Origin of the sequence: Shewanella sp. MF08487, assembly GCF_050848685.1 — a bacterium.
In the GTDB taxonomy this organism is placed as follows: Bacteria; Pseudomonadota; Gammaproteobacteria; order Enterobacterales; family Shewanellaceae; genus Shewanella; species Shewanella glacialipiscicola.
In genome coordinates, this window is the sequence record NZ_JBOZPB010000014.1 from 1 (window position 1) to 16,655 (window position 16,655).

Below are 16,655 nucleotides of genomic sequence, written 5' to 3' on the forward strand. Positions count from 1 at the left end.
GAGGGTCTTCGATGAGTTTCAAGTGTTCAAATAAAGACATGGATTAGGCTCAGTAGAATAACATGTCCGATCAGATCATGCAGATACGAAGAAGTTCCCTACTGTAACAAAGTATGATCCCGCCCTGGGGATTAGGTGAACTTCTGTGGCATTAGAGTTAACTATTCGCATTAAAAGAGTTATGCATGTCCTATCTTTTGATCTTTTGTACTGAGTCTAGTATAGGAGCCTAAAACACGCGATCTATTATGGGTGGCTCAATTTATCTTTCCCTGATAGGTGACTCAATTTTTCCTGAGAGCTTTCAGTTTAAGCCCTAAAATTACTTCCACCAATACAAACAAAGATATAGAATTGCTTTGGACGTCAAAATAAAAAAGGATTGAAAGTGGCTACACAACAAGAAGACATAAGAGTCATAAAACATTACCTAGGAAAAATTGATTATCAATCTCGCACACAAAAAGTAGATGCTGGAAATATATCGGAAAGTCATGTAATAACTGTAGAAGAGCTTTTTGAATATATATTCAAAACTAAAGAATATAGCAAAGGGTATTTTAATGGGAAACTCCTTTTTACTCTTGAAAAAGTTGAGATCGTAAACGACCACTTAGTTTTAATGATTAATATTTTAGACAAAAGCAAAGCTACAACAGTATTAAAAAACCAAAAAACAAAGGAACGAACAGAAATAACTCCAAATATAAAAAATGGACAAGGTTACGAATATTCATGCCATATATTAATAGATCTAAAACCAAATAAAAAATCAAATTACAACATCCTAATCGAGCAAGTTAACAAAGTAAGCCAGCAAACTATCTCTCTATTTTTGAATAAAATACTTTTTCAGATTTCTAAAGAGAATGAAGAAGAATTGAGCTGTGCACCTAGATATCAAGATCCTAAGTTAAAGACTATAAAATACAAACCTGTTCTGACTCTTAATTCAAAACCTTGTGATTCATTTTTACAAGACATAAGAAAAGGTACAATATCCAATATCACTCTGATCAAAGAAACTATTAGCGATATAAATATACCAGACAGTCATAAAATTATTCGTCCAAAAGATTATAAAATGAGTATTGACGCCAGTGTTATAACACAAGATTCGATCGGTTATTTACGAAGTGTGTGCGAATACTTAACGGATAGTGAAGATTATAATTTTGATAAAATAAAAATATCTTATAAGCAACAAGAGGCCTCCAAAGGGTCAAGCACTGCCACCTTGCTAGTAGACGGATTTATTGCTGAGTCAACGGATAACATTGTAACAAAAAAATATATTTTGCAGAACTTTGAAAATCCATTAAAAGACTCATATGATGAGATAAATATGGAATTGATTCAAAAAATGCTTACTGAAAAGGAATTATAATATGTTCTATCAACTATTAAGACCTTTTTGCTACCTCACAATCGAAGGGATGAATGGAAAAAGGTTTTACGACATCATATTACCAATTATTTTAATGGCACTAACAACTTTAATAATCTTACACCCAAACTACAATATAAAAATGTTGTTTGAAGAAAAAGGTTTCATTGAAAAAATTGTCTCATTTATCATTGGTCTTCCTGGTTTCTTTATTGCCGCACTTGCAGCAATCGCAACATTTAACAGAGATGGAATTGACGAACCAATAAATAGCAACGGTGAATCACCATATATTTCAGTAAAAGTAGTAAGAGATAATGGAAATGAGTATACATCAAAAGAAATCATAACAAGAAGAGTTTTCCTTTGTATGTTATTTTCCTTTTTAACTGCACAAAGTTTTATTCTTATTATAGGGTACAACATTTTCAATTCTGCTGAGTATTTAAACTCAAATTTAATAATCACAATCAGCATGGCATGCACTTTTATATTTATATTCTATCAAATAATTGTAACTACATTTTTTGGTCTTTATTATCTTGGTGATCGAATACACCATTAAATTATTAATCCCAGACTAATGAATACACTAAAAGTGGCCCTATTGCACCAGTGACCTTATAAAATATGAATTTTAGTAGAGCTTACAAGGATTCTATTTTTTAAATCAAATACCACAGCATGTTACTGGAGTAGCTAATACAATAGAAGGCAAAAAATGCGGCAGGCAATTGGTCACACTATTGCTTTGAAGCGATAGCATTGCTAATTCGCAACATCTAGCGTACCAGAAATATCATCTGGTGTGTGGTGAAGCCCTACGACTTTGATTCACCTCGGCCGACAGGCCTTATCAATCCAACCATAACGCACCAAGTAAAGAAAGCATCCAATTCGATTGTAAAGTGTTTAATGATGCTTTAAACGCCTAAAAAACAATGTAATGAATAAATGAAGGGCAGCCATAATCATATGGTATAAAGATATGGCTCCTAATTTTTACGTATAAAATATCTAATACCTTACTACGGCAGCACTAATTCCCCTGAATCGTATGCTCTATCAAATTCTGCTTTTGCATCGGCTTTGTGGTTGATGCACTTGACCATGTGTTCGTCGGACTTAAAGTTTTTACAGTCTTCGGGGACTAGATAATACTTGCGCCATGCTTCGGCTTTGCGTAATCGCGTGGCCTCGTTTTGCTTAGCTGTACGAGATTTATCTAGCGCTTTTTGCTGTAACTTTTGTTGAATTTGATACTCTGCCTGCTGGCGAGCAAGTTCGGTTTGCTTTTGTTGCATAGCAAACTCATTAAACCCTTGCGTCAGCCGGTATTCGACATAACTCAGATAGCCAATTCGCACTAACAAAGTGACCAAGCCCGCTAACAAGATACCCAACGTAATTTGTAAAACTGATTTCATCCCTAACTTCCAAAGTCCATTACTATTCTGAATTGTTATTTTTTAAGCAGAGAACAAAAATGCTAAGGGCTACACCCAAATTGGCATTGTTGCACCAGTGACCTTCTAAAACATGGATGTTTTAGCAGAGCCTACAGGGATGTATTCACGGCGAGTCATTGGTGTAACTGTGCGAAAGCCTGCGGCAGGCAATTAGCTGCACTGATAATTGGCAGAGATATCAATGCCCATTAGCTACCCAGACAAATCAGCACAATCAAAACAATCAAAACATTTCAACTTTCTCGTTCGACAAAGCTTCCCCATTGCTACCGCACTTCGCCAACATCCGTCAGCCAAGCCATCAATCAAAACAAGGTCGCACTAGCTCAAAACGTCCACTGCGGAACATTGAGCAAAATGCCAATAAGCACTATGGCAACAAGCATAAGTGCCACAGCATATTCACTAATTTGCAGGAGGATTGGGGTATCTAAGAAAGAGAAAAGACACATCATCCTGATGCAAGTGACTTATATTACTGATTATCGACAGGTGTTATCGATAGGTAAAAAAGTTCATCCTTGTTGAAAACCTAAGATAGCGTTCCGATTAATTCATGTCTAGTATTTTAATAATATAAATTAGCTAGTTAACCAATTAATTCATCAAAATATAGTGGCGGTCACACTAAGGTCTAATGCCGAATATTTAGCCCACTGGCTTAAATGTTATATTAAGTGAGTGATCAAGCCATGAATGTTACCTAGCTTACAAAGTACCTAAATTTAGCTCAGTACAACCGTTCTATTCGCGCCTTCAAATAACGCGGTCAAATACTTACTTATACCGACTAAAGCAACATGAACCGCGCCGTTATACTGCTGCACCAAAGCTATATAAAGGCATTACAACATTAAAATAACGCAGTATTGGTATAAACGGCTGTCGGTTAGGGCTAGGCTAGCTTAAAATAACGTTTTCAATTTTAGAGGGGCCCGCGTGATACAACATAGAGCTAGCCAGATGGTGATATTTCACACTCTGGTGACCAGTGGTAGTTTTACCCAAGCGGCGGCTAAGTTAAAAACCTCGACCTCCTATGTCAGCAAACAAATTGGTGCACTAGAAGCTGAGCTGAATTTACTGCTAGTACAGCGTACTACTCGCACCTTAGTGCTAACCGACGCAGGCCAGCAGTTTGCCCATTACTGTGAGCAAGTGTTTGAAGCAACACAAAATGCCGATGCGATGATGCTCGATGCCCGTGATGATATAAGCGGTACTATTCGTCTAGGTTGCTCGCAATCCTTTGGCACGTTACACATTATTCCTGCGTTAGAAGTATTGCAGCAAAAATACCCTGAATTACGCTTTGCGCTTAGCCTGTTCGACCATAAGGCTGACATGCTAGAAGAAGGTCTGGATCTGTGGATCACCAATCATGAGCAGCTACACGAAAGTTACATCGCCCAGCACCTCGCTGAGACTAACTTTGTAGTCGTGGCCTCCCCCGATTATTTACTCAAGCACGGCGTGCCGCACCATCCACAGGAGTTGGCTCAACATAATTGTGTTATCTATCAAAGTAAAAGCCGTAATTATGACCGCTGGAGTTTTGCTAAAAATGACCTTGAGCAAACCGTGCAGGTGGCGGGGAATTACCGTGTTGATTTAGCAGAAGCGGTGCGTAATGCCGTGATTGCCGGGCGCGGCATAGGTTATGTGGCCACTTATTTACTCAGTGATGAGTTTCAAAGCGGTAAACTGATTCAACTCTTGCCCGATTGGAAACCCCTACAGCAAATGCCCGTTTATGTGGTTTATCCAAGGCGGCGCCATCTACCGACTAAGTACAAACTGATCATTGACTGCTTAAAGTCACATATTGGTCACCCACCCTATTGGGATAAAAGGCTCAAGCCTTGGCTAGGTAAGGCGGTCACCTAAGCTGTATTTCACGCAGACATTGGCTACGGTATTGACACCAAGTCGTCTGTGGCGTGATATCGATTATTGCCACAGACACAAATATTATTTCCTGTTGGCAACAGTAAGCTGATTAGTTTTTATAATCCTTCATAAACAGCAACTTAAACTGCTGCATTTTCAAGCTTCTTTATCGTAACAGCCCAGTAACGCCCCCGACTTGCCCTTACTATTACTCAGCCTACAATGCGCGACTTCTTCCCTCACTAAAAAGAACAAACCCATTATGACCGCGATATTAGGCATGATTAGCATACTGTTTTTTGCATGGTTGCTGTCAGTGAACCGCAAAAACATTCCTTACCGTACAGTGATTTTAGCCCTAGGTTTACAAATTCTGTTTGCCCTGTTAGTGCTCTACGTGCCTGCGGGTAAGTCCGTATTGCAAGCGGTTACCGCTGGTGTATCGAGCGTAATAGCCTACGGCAACGAAGGGATTGGTTTCTTGTTTGGCGATCTTGCCACGGGTAAAGTCGGCTTTGTATTTGCTATCAATGTGTTAGGTATTATCATTTTCTTCTCGGCATTGATTTCAGCCCTATACCATATTGGCTTAATGCCTAAGGTGATCAACATTATTGGTGGTGGCCTACAGCGTTTTCTGGGCACGGGCCGCGCCGAGTCGTTATCTGCTACGGCGAATATCTTCGTTGGCATGATTGAAGCGCCGCTGGTAATCAAACCTTATTTAAAGCACATGAGCGACTCGCAGTTTTTCGCGGTAATGAGCTGCGGCCTAGCCTCTGTGGCGGGTGGCACCTTAGTGGGATATGCCGCTTTAGGTGTCGACCTTAACTATTTGATTGCCGCCGCCTTTATGTCAGCTCCTGCGGGTCTGTTGATGGCAAAAATCTTAATGCCACCGAGCGAGCATGATAAAAATAGTATTGATGAAATCACTTCAGTTGAACTGCCACGCGCGACCAATGTGGTTGAAGCCTTAGCCGATGGCGCAATGTCGGGTATGCGAATTGCCGTAGGGATTGGTGCTACTCTGCTGGCTTTTGTCAGCGTTATCGCCCTACTTAATGGTATTTTAGGTGCTGTGGGTGAATGGTTTGGTTACAGCTTAAGCTTCGAATTTTTACTTGGTTATTTATTCGCGCCAATGGCTTGGCTGCTAGGTATTCCTTGGCATGAAGCGATTACTGCGGGATCTCTCATCGGCCAAAAAATCGTCGTTAATGAGTTTGTGGCCTTTATTCAGTTAATGAAAGTAGAAGACCAACTCAGCATCCATTCTCAGGCCGTGGTCACCTTTGCCCTGTGTGGTTTTGCAAATATTTCGACTATGGCAATTTTGATTGGTGGATTAGGTAGCATGGTGCCAGAGCGCCGCGAGTTTATCGCCCGTAATGGATTTCGCGCCATTGCAGCTGGCGTATTGGCTAACCTAATGAGTGCTGCTATTGCCAGTATTATTCTCTCGTTATAAGTTGAGCCACTGTGTTTAGCTGCCAGTGTTTAGCGGTCGGCAGCTAACTTGCAGAATTTAATATCAGCTATCAAATCACCGACGAGCGCCTTTACTCAAAATAAACCCCACACCAACGTAAACTTGATGTGGGGTTTATTCCACCTATCCCTAAAGAGGTATTTTCGACTATAATATCTGCTTCTTATCTAGCAAAAACACAAACAATATCAGCATCAAGAACACACTCAAGCAATTGAAATTATTTACCTTACACCCATAATTAAATGTAAAAATGGCAAAGTGCGAATGGGTCAATTAGTCAATTAACTACATTTATTTAATACAACTTATGAACTATTTTGTGTGTTAGCTCGTAAGACTTGTTCTTAAATTAACTTATACTTTGTTATGTGTTACAACGCACCTTCCCTCTGTCTGGATATCTATATGATTTTATTTAGTAAACGCTTAAAAGAAGAGAATGAACTCTTAAAAGAAGAGCTATCATCAATGCAGCAGGTTAGGGAAAGCCTAGACAGTGAAATGATCGCAATTACCCTTGATGCTAATGGCAAGGTATCCGCCATTAATAGTCATTTCATTAATGACATGCAGTATAAAAATACATCGCCTGTGGGCAAGCATTTAACTGATTTAGTACCTGAACGCGCCAAAAACACCATCCACTTTAAACGTATGGCTGATGCATTAAGGCAATGTGAGCATTGGGCGGGCGCACTACAAATAACGAAGGGCAATGGTGAAGAAGCATGGCTGCGGGCAATTTTACAGCCGGTAAAAAATAGCAATGGCAAAGTAAAACACTTTTCTATTTATGCTAATGATCTCACCCGTACGATTGAAGAAGCCCAAGAGCACGAAGATTTAACCCAAGCATTACTGCGCTCTACCGCAGTGATAGAGTTTAATTTAGATGGCACAGTCATAACCGCTAACGATAACTTTCTACATGCGATGGGTTACAGTAAAAACCAAATTGTCGGTAAACACCATAAGATATTTTGTGAGCCAGAAGAATATAACTCAATAGAATACCAGCACTTTTGGGAACAATTGCGCAAAGGCAACTTTGTGGCGAGTCGCTTTAAACGTGTCGACAGTTATGGTCGTGTAGTCTGGTTAGAAGCCTCCTACAACCCGATTTTTGACGGTTATAAACAGCTTTATAAAGTCGTTAAATTTGCCACCGTCATTACCGACCAAGTGAACCGCGAGCAGGCTGTTGCAGAAGCAGCAGATATCGCCTATGACACTTCTAAACACACCGATTCTATGGCACAAAAAGGCAGTAAAGTGCTACAAGAAATGGTTGAGGTCATGAATAAATTGGCGCTTCAAATGGGCGCCGCCGCCCAAGGTATTGAAGATTTAGATAAGCAATCGCAGATGATTGGCACTTTGGTACAAAGTATCAGCGGCATTGCGGATCAAACCAATTTACTGGCATTAAATGCCGCCATTGAAGCCGCTCGCGCGGGTGAGCAAGGCCGCGGTTTTGCCGTCGTCGCCGATGAAGTCAGGCAGCTAGCCTCACGCACGAGTAAGGCTACCGAAGAAATCGTTGATGTGGTTTCTAAAAACAAGAAACTCACTGAAAGTGCTGTCAATATGATTGAAGCTGGCAAAAAACAAGCTCAGCTTGGATTAGAGCTCTCTACTGAGTCAGGAAATGTGATGACAGATATCCAAGATGGGGCACAAAAAGTAGTGAATGCTGTGGGTCAATTTACCAACCAGCTCACGGTTTAACGTTAAGTTAAGCGCGATTTTAGCTTTTTTTTACCCGCATTATTTTTAAAGTGCAGCAGACTTTAACCTATTAATTTTAAAATCTTACTCTTTATCTGCTTGTTTTAAATACTGATGTTTAAATTGAATTAGCTAAGGATGGCTGTAATTCTTACTCGTTCACTTACACTCTTACTCGTTCACCTACACTTGGGATAGTGGCTGAATTAACCGATTAAGTTTATTACCTTATCCATAAATTTATTGCAGATAAAGGGAAAAATCATCTGCAGAGGTGCAGCGCTTATACCGAGTGCAGGGTAATATAAACGTATTCGCGTTAACGGCATTTAACTCATTTTTGATGGGGATTAACTTCCCTAAATTATTCTTATCAATTTGTTTAATAGCGTTATTTCTATTAAACACTATTCTCTATCCACAAAAAATATAACGGTCAATACCTTTGTTATGCAGCGAAATGGCTATAGCAATCCTCAGTCAAAATGATGAGTTATCGTCTTTGTACAATTGCGTACTAGGGCGTGTTGACGTTTCGAGATGAAATTTTGTTCGCTCTGGCAAGCTCGTGATCACGAAACGAGGAGTGACATTATTCTACTCAAATGACGAGTGACAAAGAGCAAGAGCTTGCCAGACGAACCCTTCGGGCAGCGTTTGGCTGGCGTTTCTGCTGCGTTATCGCCCGTTTATGTAGAATAACTACACTGCACGGGCTTTGCCTTGCATAAAAGCCAGCCAACTCGCTGCAAAAATAACCCTGAAACGTCAACACGCCCTAGCGTAACCCATCATTCTTTAAGCCATAGTTAATTCAATAAATGAGTTGGCATATTACTCGCTACGCAGTTTGGTTTCGAAAAAAGCTAAACTCCGCGACCAAGCAAGTTCCGCAGTGGCTTTATCATATCGGCTAGTGGAATCGTTGTGGAATCCGTGGTGTACATTCGGGTAAAGATACGCAATATAATCGGCTTTATTGGCTTTTAACTGAGTTTCGTATTCTGCCCAAGTATCATTAACGCGTTGGTCAAGCTCAGCAAACTGCAGCATTAATGGGCCCTTGACGCGATTACGCAACGGCATCGCTGCTGGAGTTCCGTAAAATGGTACGCCCGCATTAAGCTCATCAGGGATGGTAGCGGCTAACATATTGACGATATAACCGCCAAAACAAAAGCCGACCGCACCCAATTTGCCATTGCTCTGCGGATGAGCTTTTAAAAACTGTGCGGCGGCAATAAAGTCTTGTTCTATTTTGGCTTTATCTAAACTACTTTGCATGGCGCGGCCCGCATCATCATTACCGGGATAGCCACCCAGTGAATATAGTGCGTCGGGAGCAAAGGCGATATAACCTTGCGCCGCTAAACGGCGGGCAACATCTTCGATATAAGGATTTAAGCCTCTGTTTTCATGTATGACTAACACCACAGCGGCTTTTTTACTGGGATCTATAGTTCTCGCTTCACCAGCGGTGCTTGCAGCTAACAGTAATTCATCGGGGATCACTAAATAGCCACGCCCTTCACCAAAGCCATTTGGCGAAGGAAATTTTACATAGCTTGCTTGAATAGCGGGATCATTAAAAGATACTTGCTCGGCGAGGGCATAATTAGGTAAAAAGGCGCCTGTCAGTGTCGTCATGGTAAATCCTAACGCGACGAGCCCAGCAAGGCGCCCCATAAATTCACGGCGATCAATAATGCCGTGTGCATATTCGTCATACCAGTCAAAGGCTTCTTGTGGAATAGCTTGTGCATCATGCGCAATTTGCGGGGTTATTATATCTTGGGCTTGCTTATCTTGCTGTGTCATGAGGTGTCTCCATTGGACAAGCTAACCGCAGGTAGTATGCCTTCCCTAAGCTTGAGAGTAATAACGTTTTGAGGGTCTACTAGAGAGTAAAGGAATAATCGTGCCCATGGCAACGTTAGCGTTTATCGTTTTGTAAATAAGTATTTAAATCACACTAAAAGCAATTGAAGTAACAACTCTATGTTCTATATCAATGAGGGCATTCAAGTAATAAAAAAGCAGCATGGCATGCAAAGTCACCATTCCGATTTGAATGTAGCCTATTTGGCTGTAGAGCAAGATATTGAAGGGAAAAAATGTGAGGCATAAACTATCAACCGCAGAATATGCAAAATGAACCAATACTGCAAACGAGACGACCTTTGCGGTCGTCTACTGAGGGCTAACCTAAGCGCTTGCTAAACTAACTAAAGCACTATGGTGTAAAACTATTACGTGAACTGCAGAGTACTAAACCTCGTTCAAAGCTTAGCTAATTGCTGCTGGCTACGCACCCTTTTGTATTGTCTCGCTTCAGCAGGAATCGGGGTCACTTTACCAGTCTCTAACCAATTACGCAGACGATTAGCATCGGCGATATGAGTATATTTACCGTAGGCATCAAGCACCACAAAGGCTACTTGCCTTTTTGCCATTTCGGTACGCATCACTAAGCAATGACCAGCTTCGTTAGTAAAACCGGTTTTAGTCAGATGGATATTCCAGTTATCCTTATAAACCAAACGGTTGGTATTGCGAAAATCCAAACTATATCTTGGCTTAGCAAAGGTAACAGTCTTTTTTTCAGTCGAGCTCAATTGGCCTAGCATAGGATAACCTTCACTGGCTTTAAGTAGCACAATAAGGTCGCGGGCGCTGGAGACGTTTTTATAGGATAACCCTGTAGGCTCAACATAGCGGGTATTTTTCATGCCAAGCGCTTTAGCCTTGGCATTCATCGCCCTAATAAAAGCTTTATGGCCACCAGGGTAATGATGTGCAAGACTCGCCGCGGCACGGTTTTCAGATGACATTAACGTCAGCAGTAGCATGTCTTTACGGCTAATTTCACTGCCAATACGCACCCGAGAATAAACGCCACGCATTTCCTGAGTGTCTTTAATATTGACCGTTAACTTTTGATCCATTGCGAGTTTAGCATCTAAGGTCACCATCGCCGTCATCAGCTTAGTGACTGAGGCTATAGGCAACACAGCATTTGGGTTACTTGAATATAAAACTTCGTTGGTTTTAAGGTCGACCACCATAGCGCTACTCGATGCCACTTCTTGCTGTTTTACTATCGCTTTTTTAACGGCAGTACTTTTGCTGGCATAGCTAGCATAGTTAACGGGGACAGGAGCCGAATCGGCAGAATGCGCTGTCGTGGCAACAGTTAAACTGCTGCATACAAGGATAAAACTACTGAGTAGAAAACGGATCTTCATTTAGATTTCACTGAATAAAAAAGGGATCGATTGTGCTATGGCACAAGGTTTGGCTAAGTATAGGAGTTCTTCAGTGAAAGAAATAGAATGTAATGAGATTTTTATCTGCAAGATCAGCACTTTCTTGTCTATTTTGCCTATGTAAAGCCAGCTTAACCTGTCACTAATCTTGAATAATCAAGCGGCTAGATCCAAACTTTTGACTTACTACAGCAACTATGTCTTTAAAAGAGGGGTTTGGCAGTAGAATCATTGGCAATAAAAATAATGGACGACTTTTTACACTTTTAACAAAAGCGGCTCTGTTAAGGGGTTTTAAGGATTGGAAGACACGATTTATGGCGTATAAACGCATTAACATACGCCATAAATGCCGCGATGGTGCCGTTACAAGCTAACGTAAAACAAATTCGAGCAATGCTTCAGTATCTTGGCTCTCTTGAATTAATTGACCCGTCAGCACAAACCCGTGTTTTAAGAGGACTCGCTGGGAGGCCAGATTATGCTTAGCGACTTCGGCAAAGAGTGGTCTCGCACTCACTAAAGGCAAGAATTGCGCTAAGGTTTGTGTCGCGATGCCTTTGCCCCAGTAGTCACGGTCAATCCAATATCCTATCAGCGCTTGCCCGTCACTGTTCCAATGGCCAATGTTGCCCACAAACTTGCCATCAAAATCGATAGCCCTCGCTAGCACATTGACTTGCCTAAGAATATTCCCATGCCAATGCTTAAAAAATGCTTCCCGATCCCGAGGTGGAAACTGAGCAAGCTGGTTAGCAATAGGATCGCTTTGATGGGCAAAAATCGCTTCAAGATCAGTTTCATCAACCGGACGTAAACTCACGCTTTGTTGTGTTTCTAGCGGTTTATTTCGCTCATTGGACATCTGTAATCACCCTGAATTCTTTGTATTTCAACTGGGTACAGCATGCCATATTTAGGATGGGTCACAAGCAAAAAAAAGGCGCATAACTGAGAAGGTGTTAGCGCCCGAAGAGGCAAATTTGCCAAAATTGAGGTGTGTGAATTCAAGCCATAAAACTCACACGATAGAATTCAAAGCCTAGATAACCTGAACTCGGGATAAGCTCTGCGTCTCTACAGGGTATTTTTCCCTTTATCTGCGTTAACTTTGCTACTAATAGCCCGCTATTAGGTACGCAAACTTGCCTTAATAACGAAAAAACTCACTCTGTAGAGTTAATTTTGTGAATAAGATAATAAGATTAATCAGTTACCACAGCCACTATCCAGAGTTCAGGTTAGATAAAGATCAACGCAAAAACAGGGGCCCCTAGCACCATAGCAATACCAATAAAAATCATTGTTAAACTGGCGATAACCCCCTCTTGCTGACCAATTTCGTTAGCTTTCGCAGCGCCTGCACCGTGAGCCGATGCGCCCAGTGCCACACCTTTACCTAACGAAGTACGAATCCGCATGAATTTGAATAAAGGCTCACACACCAGCATGCCAATCACTCCAGTGATTAACACCATCATGGCGGTCAGTTCAGGTACACCGCCAAAGGCACTGGTAGCCTCCATCGCAAAGGGAGTTGAAACCGATCGCACCAGCAAACTCTTAGACAATTCCACCGGCAAAGGAACAAATTTCACTAGTACCCAAGAAGAAATCATCCCTAAAAATAATCCAGCGAGTACTCCTAAACCAATCGTCAATGGATATTGACGGATAAGCTTACGCTCACGGTAGATAGGTAAAGCAAAGGCGATCGTCGCTGGCGCTAACATGGCCATTAACCAATGGGTATATTCGAAATAAGTAGGTAATGGTATTTCAAGATTAAATACCAACAAGGTAATCACTATCGGCGCTAATACTATCGGCGCTAACCACCAAACTCTATGGTACTTGTATAAACGCTTAGCGCCGAAATAACAAAATACAGTAAGCAGTAAGCTAAATAAGGCTAACCCCGTTTGTGACATTACAAAATCGATGATATTTGAATTAGCCATAACTAAGCAGCCTTAGCGTGGCGACGGGCCTGCTTTTTGATATTGAGTTGCCGTTCAAAACGAAACACTCTGTCGACGACAAAACCAGTGCCAAACATCACACACACACTCCCCATCACTAAGGTGAATAAGATATTGGTGCCGTATTGCTCAAATAACGCCTCGTACTTAATCACTGATATCACTGGAGGGATGAAAAACAACAATAACTCACCAATTAACCAAGCGGCACCCAGTTGCACAGCATTTTCGGGTATTAGCTTAAAACCCAATAAAAACAAAAGGATTGCTAGACCAATCACACTCCCAGGGATAGGCGAATGTGCCCAAGTCGCAAACCAGTGGCAAGCAAAGGACAGTAAACAAAAGAGGCCGATTTGGGTTAATAACAAAGCCCAATGTCGACACTGACGTATTGCGGCTTGTAGGAATGACATGATTTTCTCGGTTAGAACAAAGTTTTCTATGGGGCTATTTTAGGCTTGCTTATTTGATAAAAAAAATGAATATTAAGAATGTGATGCATGAATTTTAGGAATACATTAAAGGTGAATCCAGATGGATCTCAAAGTCATTCGCTATTTTATCGAAATCGTTGATGCCGGAGGCTTTGGTAAGGCCAGCGAAATAGTTCATCTCACGCAACCTGCGCTATCAAAAGCCGTGCGCCAATTAGAACTGGAGCTCGATCTCACCTTGCTTGAGCGCGGTAAACGCGGCACCCAAGTGAAACTCACTCCCGCAGGCGAAGTCGTCTATCGTCACGGTAAAGACCTGCTCGCAGGCCGGCAACGTATGCTTGCTGAACTCACCGCGCAGCGCAGTTTAACGGCTGGCGAGCTCAAACTCGGGTTAGCTCCATTAGGCAGTGCGGAAATTTTTGCACCTATTATTGCCAAATATCGTCAGCAATATCCGCAAATTGATATGCACTTGCTCGTTCGTGGGGGCGTAGAACAAACCGCAGCAATCCAAAAGGGTGAAATTGAACTTGCGACAGGCATTATCGAAGTTGATGATGGTTATGAGGGTATCCGTGTATTTAACGATCCTATGGTCGTCGTACTGCCTAAAGAAAATCCTTTATCGACTAGAGGCGTGCTGCTATTTAGCGACCTTAGTAACGAGCCACAAGTGATGTTCGAAACTGAGTATACTCTTTACCAATTAGTGCTCAGAGCCTGCCAACACGCCGGATTTACCCCTAAAAATATTACTCGTGTTAGCCAAGCTGACTTTGGTATAGCCTTAGTCGCAGCGGGGACTGGTGTGATGGTATTACCGCGCTCAATTGCGCGGCGTTACAGCGTGTCTGGTGTGGTGAATATCCCGCTGGCGAGTGATGAGCTACGCTGGGAATTATCACTATTTTGGCGTAAAGATCAGGTATTATCCTTTGCCGCACAAGCCATGATTAACTTAGTCAAAAAACACTTAACTCAGCAATAATGCTGTTTTCTACCAAGGGATCACAAGGCTTAGGCGCACTAGAGTGTCACTATCCCAAGGTAAAATAGGTAAGTAATCAGCCGAATTAACATCCACTTTAGCGTAGTGGTCTAAATTATATTGGGTATGTTCAGCACTGAGCACTAAATGGCTACTGGGATACCAAAAATCAGTTTGATAACTCATCTCGAATCGATATTGACGCTCTAGCCATTGATCATCATCTTGCCAAGTTTGAGCAGCAACTTGCATATGTAGCTCAGCGGTCGCATCTATACCTAACTGCCCCATCAAGGTATATGCAAATTCACTATTACCAAAATCGCTACGATCGTAACCTCGCGTTTTAGGCACATCATCATCGATTTCAAGATAGTAATAACCCGCTCCCGCTTTCAATTGCGCTTGTAATTGCTGTCCATCAAAGTTGGCCGTTAGTTCAGGAAACAACTTAACTTGCTTTTCGACTGAACTGACAGTGTTACGTTTTCCTTGTAAATCAAGCTGCCAACCCAATGAGAACTCAGGGTTTACACGGTAGAGCTCGCCACTGGCGGCATAGTCAGACTTAAACCACACGGGGATATGGTCAGGATCGAGCTTATCTGTATCAATATCGAAATAGATATCAATCGCCGCAGTCAGCAGAATATCGGTTTGAGTGTGATGTTCAATTAATAAACTCGCATTCACCCCTGGAGTATGGGAATCCTCAACAATAAAATCGTGGACACCTAAGCTGTAATGCCACTGAGTTTGCTCCTCAGCCTTTAGCGTCCCCGATGCACACAGGGCAGCACAAACTAATGCCAAATTGAGATAGTTCACTTTAAGCTCCTAACACATATTCTATGGTCTGTAGCGTCAATAGACCCGTGGTTAACACTGTATAAAATTAGCATAACATCGATAAAAATGGCGCGATGAATAGCGTGCCTCAACGAGTTAATTCTGGGTTTGTGCGCTCCATAAGTTAATTTAGCTTTGATGCATAAGTGAATATTCACATCACGATAAGCCGCTTAAAAATAACTAACATAAACACCCGCGAAGGAGACTCAACACTTACAATAACGTTAGATACCTCCATACAAACAAATATTTAACCAATAAAGAACAACTCAGGTACAAGGCGTCAATCCATCACTTCCCTCTGCTATAAATAAAAAATAAAAATGAATCATTAGTCAATTTTACAGCATAAATATTGACACTCATTCAGCGTCTGCCTATAGTCGCCACACTGATAATGAAAACGATAAGAGAGTCTTAAATGAAAAAATCCATGTTATTAGGCGGCCTGACCTTAACAGCCACCTTGATGTTAGCAGGATGTGGGAAAAGCGATGACGTGTTAGTTGTTGGCACCAACGCGGCATTCCCGCCGTTTGAATATGTTGGCGGCCAAAGTGGTGATGAAATCAAAGGCTTCGATATCGAATTGGCAAAACAAATCGCTAAAGATGCCGGCAAAACATTGAAAGTCGAAAACATGAAGTTCGATTCGCTGATCGTCGCACTCAACTCAGGTAAAATTGATTTTATTGCTTCTGGCATGACTATTACCGCTGAACGTCAAGCAAGCGTTAACTTTTCTGAACCCTACTACGAAGCAACGCAAGTGGTACTGGTTAACAAAGATAACGATAGTATTCAAACAATTGAAGATATTAAAGGTAAGCATTTTGCCGTGCAATTAGGTTCCACTGCCGACATTATGGCAAAGCAGTACACCGAGAATGTGACTGCTTTTAATACCGGTTTTGAGGCCATTATGGAGCTTAAAAATGCCAAAGTAGATTTGGTGTTATTTGACAGCGAACCTGCGGCTAATTATCTGGCAAAAAATCCTGAATTAAAGCTGATAAAACTTGATTTTCCGGCTGAGTTTTACGGCTTTGCCGTTTCAAAAAAGCAACCAGAACTGTTAACTAGCATCAACAATACCTTGGCAAAAATGAAAGCCGACGGCCAATACCAAACACTGGTTTCTACCCATATAAAGTGATT

Annotated in this window: 13 protein-coding genes and 2 pseudogenes; 8 read left to right on the top strand and 7 right to left on the bottom strand. The window is 41.6% G+C overall.

What is annotated here, in order from left to right; all coding sequences use genetic code 11:
* The first annotated feature begins 388 nt into the window (after positions 1 to 388).
* Both ACRN9H_RS11045 and ACRN9H_RS11050 read left to right on the top strand, forming a co-directional pair.
* Entirely contained in the window at positions 389 to 1,387 is a 999-nt protein-coding gene (locus ACRN9H_RS11045; RefSeq protein WP_432313691.1) for a hypothetical protein, read from the top strand.
* Between the two features lies 1 nt (position 1,388).
* A complete protein-coding gene (locus ACRN9H_RS11050) occupies positions 1,389 to 1,952 on the top strand; it encodes a hypothetical protein (protein WP_432313692.1) in 564 nt (187 codons plus the stop codon).
* Positions 1,953 to 2,415: 463 nt separating this feature from the next.
* Here ACRN9H_RS11050 and ACRN9H_RS11055 read toward each other — a convergent pair whose 3' ends face one another.
* On the bottom strand, positions 2,416 to 2,814 hold the full coding sequence (locus tag ACRN9H_RS11055) for a hypothetical protein (RefSeq protein ID WP_432313693.1): 399 nt from the start codon (positions 2,812 to 2,814) through the stop codon (positions 2,416 to 2,418).
* A 981-nt stretch (positions 2,815 to 3,795) separates the two neighbouring features.
* On the opposite strand from ACRN9H_RS11055, the gene ACRN9H_RS11060 reads away from it, so the two are divergent.
* The 4 genes and pseudogenes from ACRN9H_RS11060 to ACRN9H_RS11075 all read left to right on the top strand — a co-directional run.
* Positions 3,796 to 4,743, top strand: coding sequence for a LysR substrate-binding domain-containing protein (locus tag ACRN9H_RS11060; protein ID WP_432313694.1), 948 nt, complete (start codon positions 3,796 to 3,798; stop codon positions 4,741 to 4,743).
* A 265-nt stretch (positions 4,744 to 5,008) separates the two neighbouring features.
* Positions 5,009 to 6,217, top strand: coding sequence for a NupC/NupG family nucleoside CNT transporter (locus ACRN9H_RS11065; protein ID WP_432313695.1), 1,209 nt, complete (start codon positions 5,009 to 5,011; stop codon positions 6,215 to 6,217).
* A 525-nt stretch (positions 6,218 to 6,742) separates the two neighbouring features.
* Positions 6,743 to 7,429, top strand: a pseudogene (locus ACRN9H_RS11070) (PAS domain-containing protein); the annotation flags it as partial.
* A gap of 99 nt (positions 7,430 to 7,528) precedes the next feature.
* Positions 7,529 to 7,969 (top strand): annotated as a pseudogene (locus ACRN9H_RS11075) (methyl-accepting chemotaxis protein); the annotation flags it as partial.
* Between the two features lie 834 nt (positions 7,970 to 8,803).
* Here the strand turns inward: ACRN9H_RS11075 and ACRN9H_RS11080 are convergent.
* The 5 genes from ACRN9H_RS11080 to ACRN9H_RS11100 form a co-directional block, all read right to left on the bottom strand.
* A complete protein-coding gene (locus ACRN9H_RS11080; protein ID WP_432313696.1) occupies positions 8,804 to 9,787 on the bottom strand; it encodes a dienelactone hydrolase family protein in 984 nt (327 codons plus the stop codon).
* A gap of 461 nt (positions 9,788 to 10,248) precedes the next feature.
* A complete protein-coding gene (pbpG, locus tag ACRN9H_RS11085; protein WP_432313697.1) occupies positions 10,249 to 11,214 on the bottom strand; it encodes a D-alanyl-D-alanine endopeptidase in 966 nt (321 codons plus the stop codon).
* A gap of 394 nt (positions 11,215 to 11,608) precedes the next feature.
* Positions 11,609 to 12,100 carry a GNAT family N-acetyltransferase gene (locus ACRN9H_RS11090; protein ID WP_432313698.1) on the bottom strand — a complete coding sequence of 164 codons (492 nt, stop codon included), beginning with the start codon at positions 12,098 to 12,100 and terminating at the stop codon, positions 11,609 to 11,611.
* Positions 12,101 to 12,476: 376 nt separating this feature from the next.
* On the bottom strand, positions 12,477 to 13,196 hold the full coding sequence (locus ACRN9H_RS11095) for an LrgB family protein (RefSeq protein ID WP_432313699.1): 720 nt from the start codon (positions 13,194 to 13,196) through the stop codon (positions 12,477 to 12,479).
* Between the two features lie 2 nt (positions 13,197 to 13,198).
* A complete protein-coding gene (locus ACRN9H_RS11100; RefSeq protein ID WP_220773630.1) occupies positions 13,199 to 13,633 on the bottom strand; it encodes a CidA/LrgA family protein in 435 nt (144 codons plus the stop codon).
* A gap of 121 nt (positions 13,634 to 13,754) precedes the next feature.
* Here ACRN9H_RS11100 and ACRN9H_RS11105 point away from each other — a divergent pair, with 121 nt between their 5' ends.
* A complete protein-coding gene (locus tag ACRN9H_RS11105) occupies positions 13,755 to 14,645 on the top strand; it encodes a LysR family transcriptional regulator (RefSeq protein WP_432313700.1) in 891 nt (296 codons plus the stop codon).
* Between the two features lie 9 nt (positions 14,646 to 14,654).
* Here the strand turns inward: ACRN9H_RS11105 and ACRN9H_RS11110 are convergent, their stop codons facing one another.
* Complete coding sequence (locus tag ACRN9H_RS11110) at positions 14,655 to 15,473, bottom strand: hypothetical protein (RefSeq protein WP_432313701.1); 819 nt, start codon at positions 15,471 to 15,473, stop codon at positions 14,655 to 14,657.
* A 445-nt stretch (positions 15,474 to 15,918) separates the two neighbouring features.
* Between ACRN9H_RS11110 and ACRN9H_RS11115 the strand changes: the two genes are divergently transcribed.
* Entirely contained in the window at positions 15,919 to 16,653 is a 735-nt protein-coding gene (locus ACRN9H_RS11115) for a basic amino acid ABC transporter substrate-binding protein (RefSeq protein WP_432313702.1), read from the top strand.
* Positions 16,654 to 16,655 lie beyond the last annotated feature (2 nt).

What these genes read in the sequence shown, in the direction of transcription:
- pbpG (WP_432313697.1), bottom strand. Translation starts at nt 11,214, where the DNA reads ATGAAGATCCGTTTTCTACTCAGTAGTTTTATCCTTGTATGCAGCAGT.
- ACRN9H_RS11055 (WP_432313693.1), bottom strand. Translation starts at nt 2,814, where the DNA reads ATGAAATCAGTTTTACAAATTACGTTGGGTATCTTGTTAGCGGGCTTG.
- ACRN9H_RS11065 (WP_432313695.1), top strand. Translation starts at nt 5,009, where the DNA reads ATGACCGCGATATTAGGCATGATTAGCATACTGTTTTTTGCATGGTTG.
- ACRN9H_RS11095 (WP_432313699.1), bottom strand. Translation starts at nt 13,196, where the DNA reads ATGGCTAATTCAAATATCATCGATTTTGTAATGTCACAAACGGGGTTA.
- ACRN9H_RS11050 (WP_432313692.1), top strand. Translation starts at nt 1,389, where the DNA reads ATGTTCTATCAACTATTAAGACCTTTTTGCTACCTCACAATCGAAGGG.
- ACRN9H_RS11100 (WP_220773630.1), bottom strand. Translation starts at nt 13,633, where the DNA reads ATGTCATTCCTACAAGCCGCAATACGTCAGTGTCGACATTGGGCTTTG.
- ACRN9H_RS11080 (WP_432313696.1), bottom strand. Translation starts at nt 9,787, where the DNA reads ATGACACAGCAAGATAAGCAAGCCCAAGATATAATAACCCCGCAAATT.
- ACRN9H_RS11115 (WP_432313702.1), top strand. Translation starts at nt 15,919, where the DNA reads ATGAAAAAATCCATGTTATTAGGCGGCCTGACCTTAACAGCCACCTTG.
- ACRN9H_RS11105 (WP_432313700.1), top strand. Translation starts at nt 13,755, where the DNA reads ATGGATCTCAAAGTCATTCGCTATTTTATCGAAATCGTTGATGCCGGA.
- ACRN9H_RS11090 (WP_432313698.1), bottom strand. Translation starts at nt 12,100, where the DNA reads ATGTCCAATGAGCGAAATAAACCGCTAGAAACACAACAAAGCGTGAGT.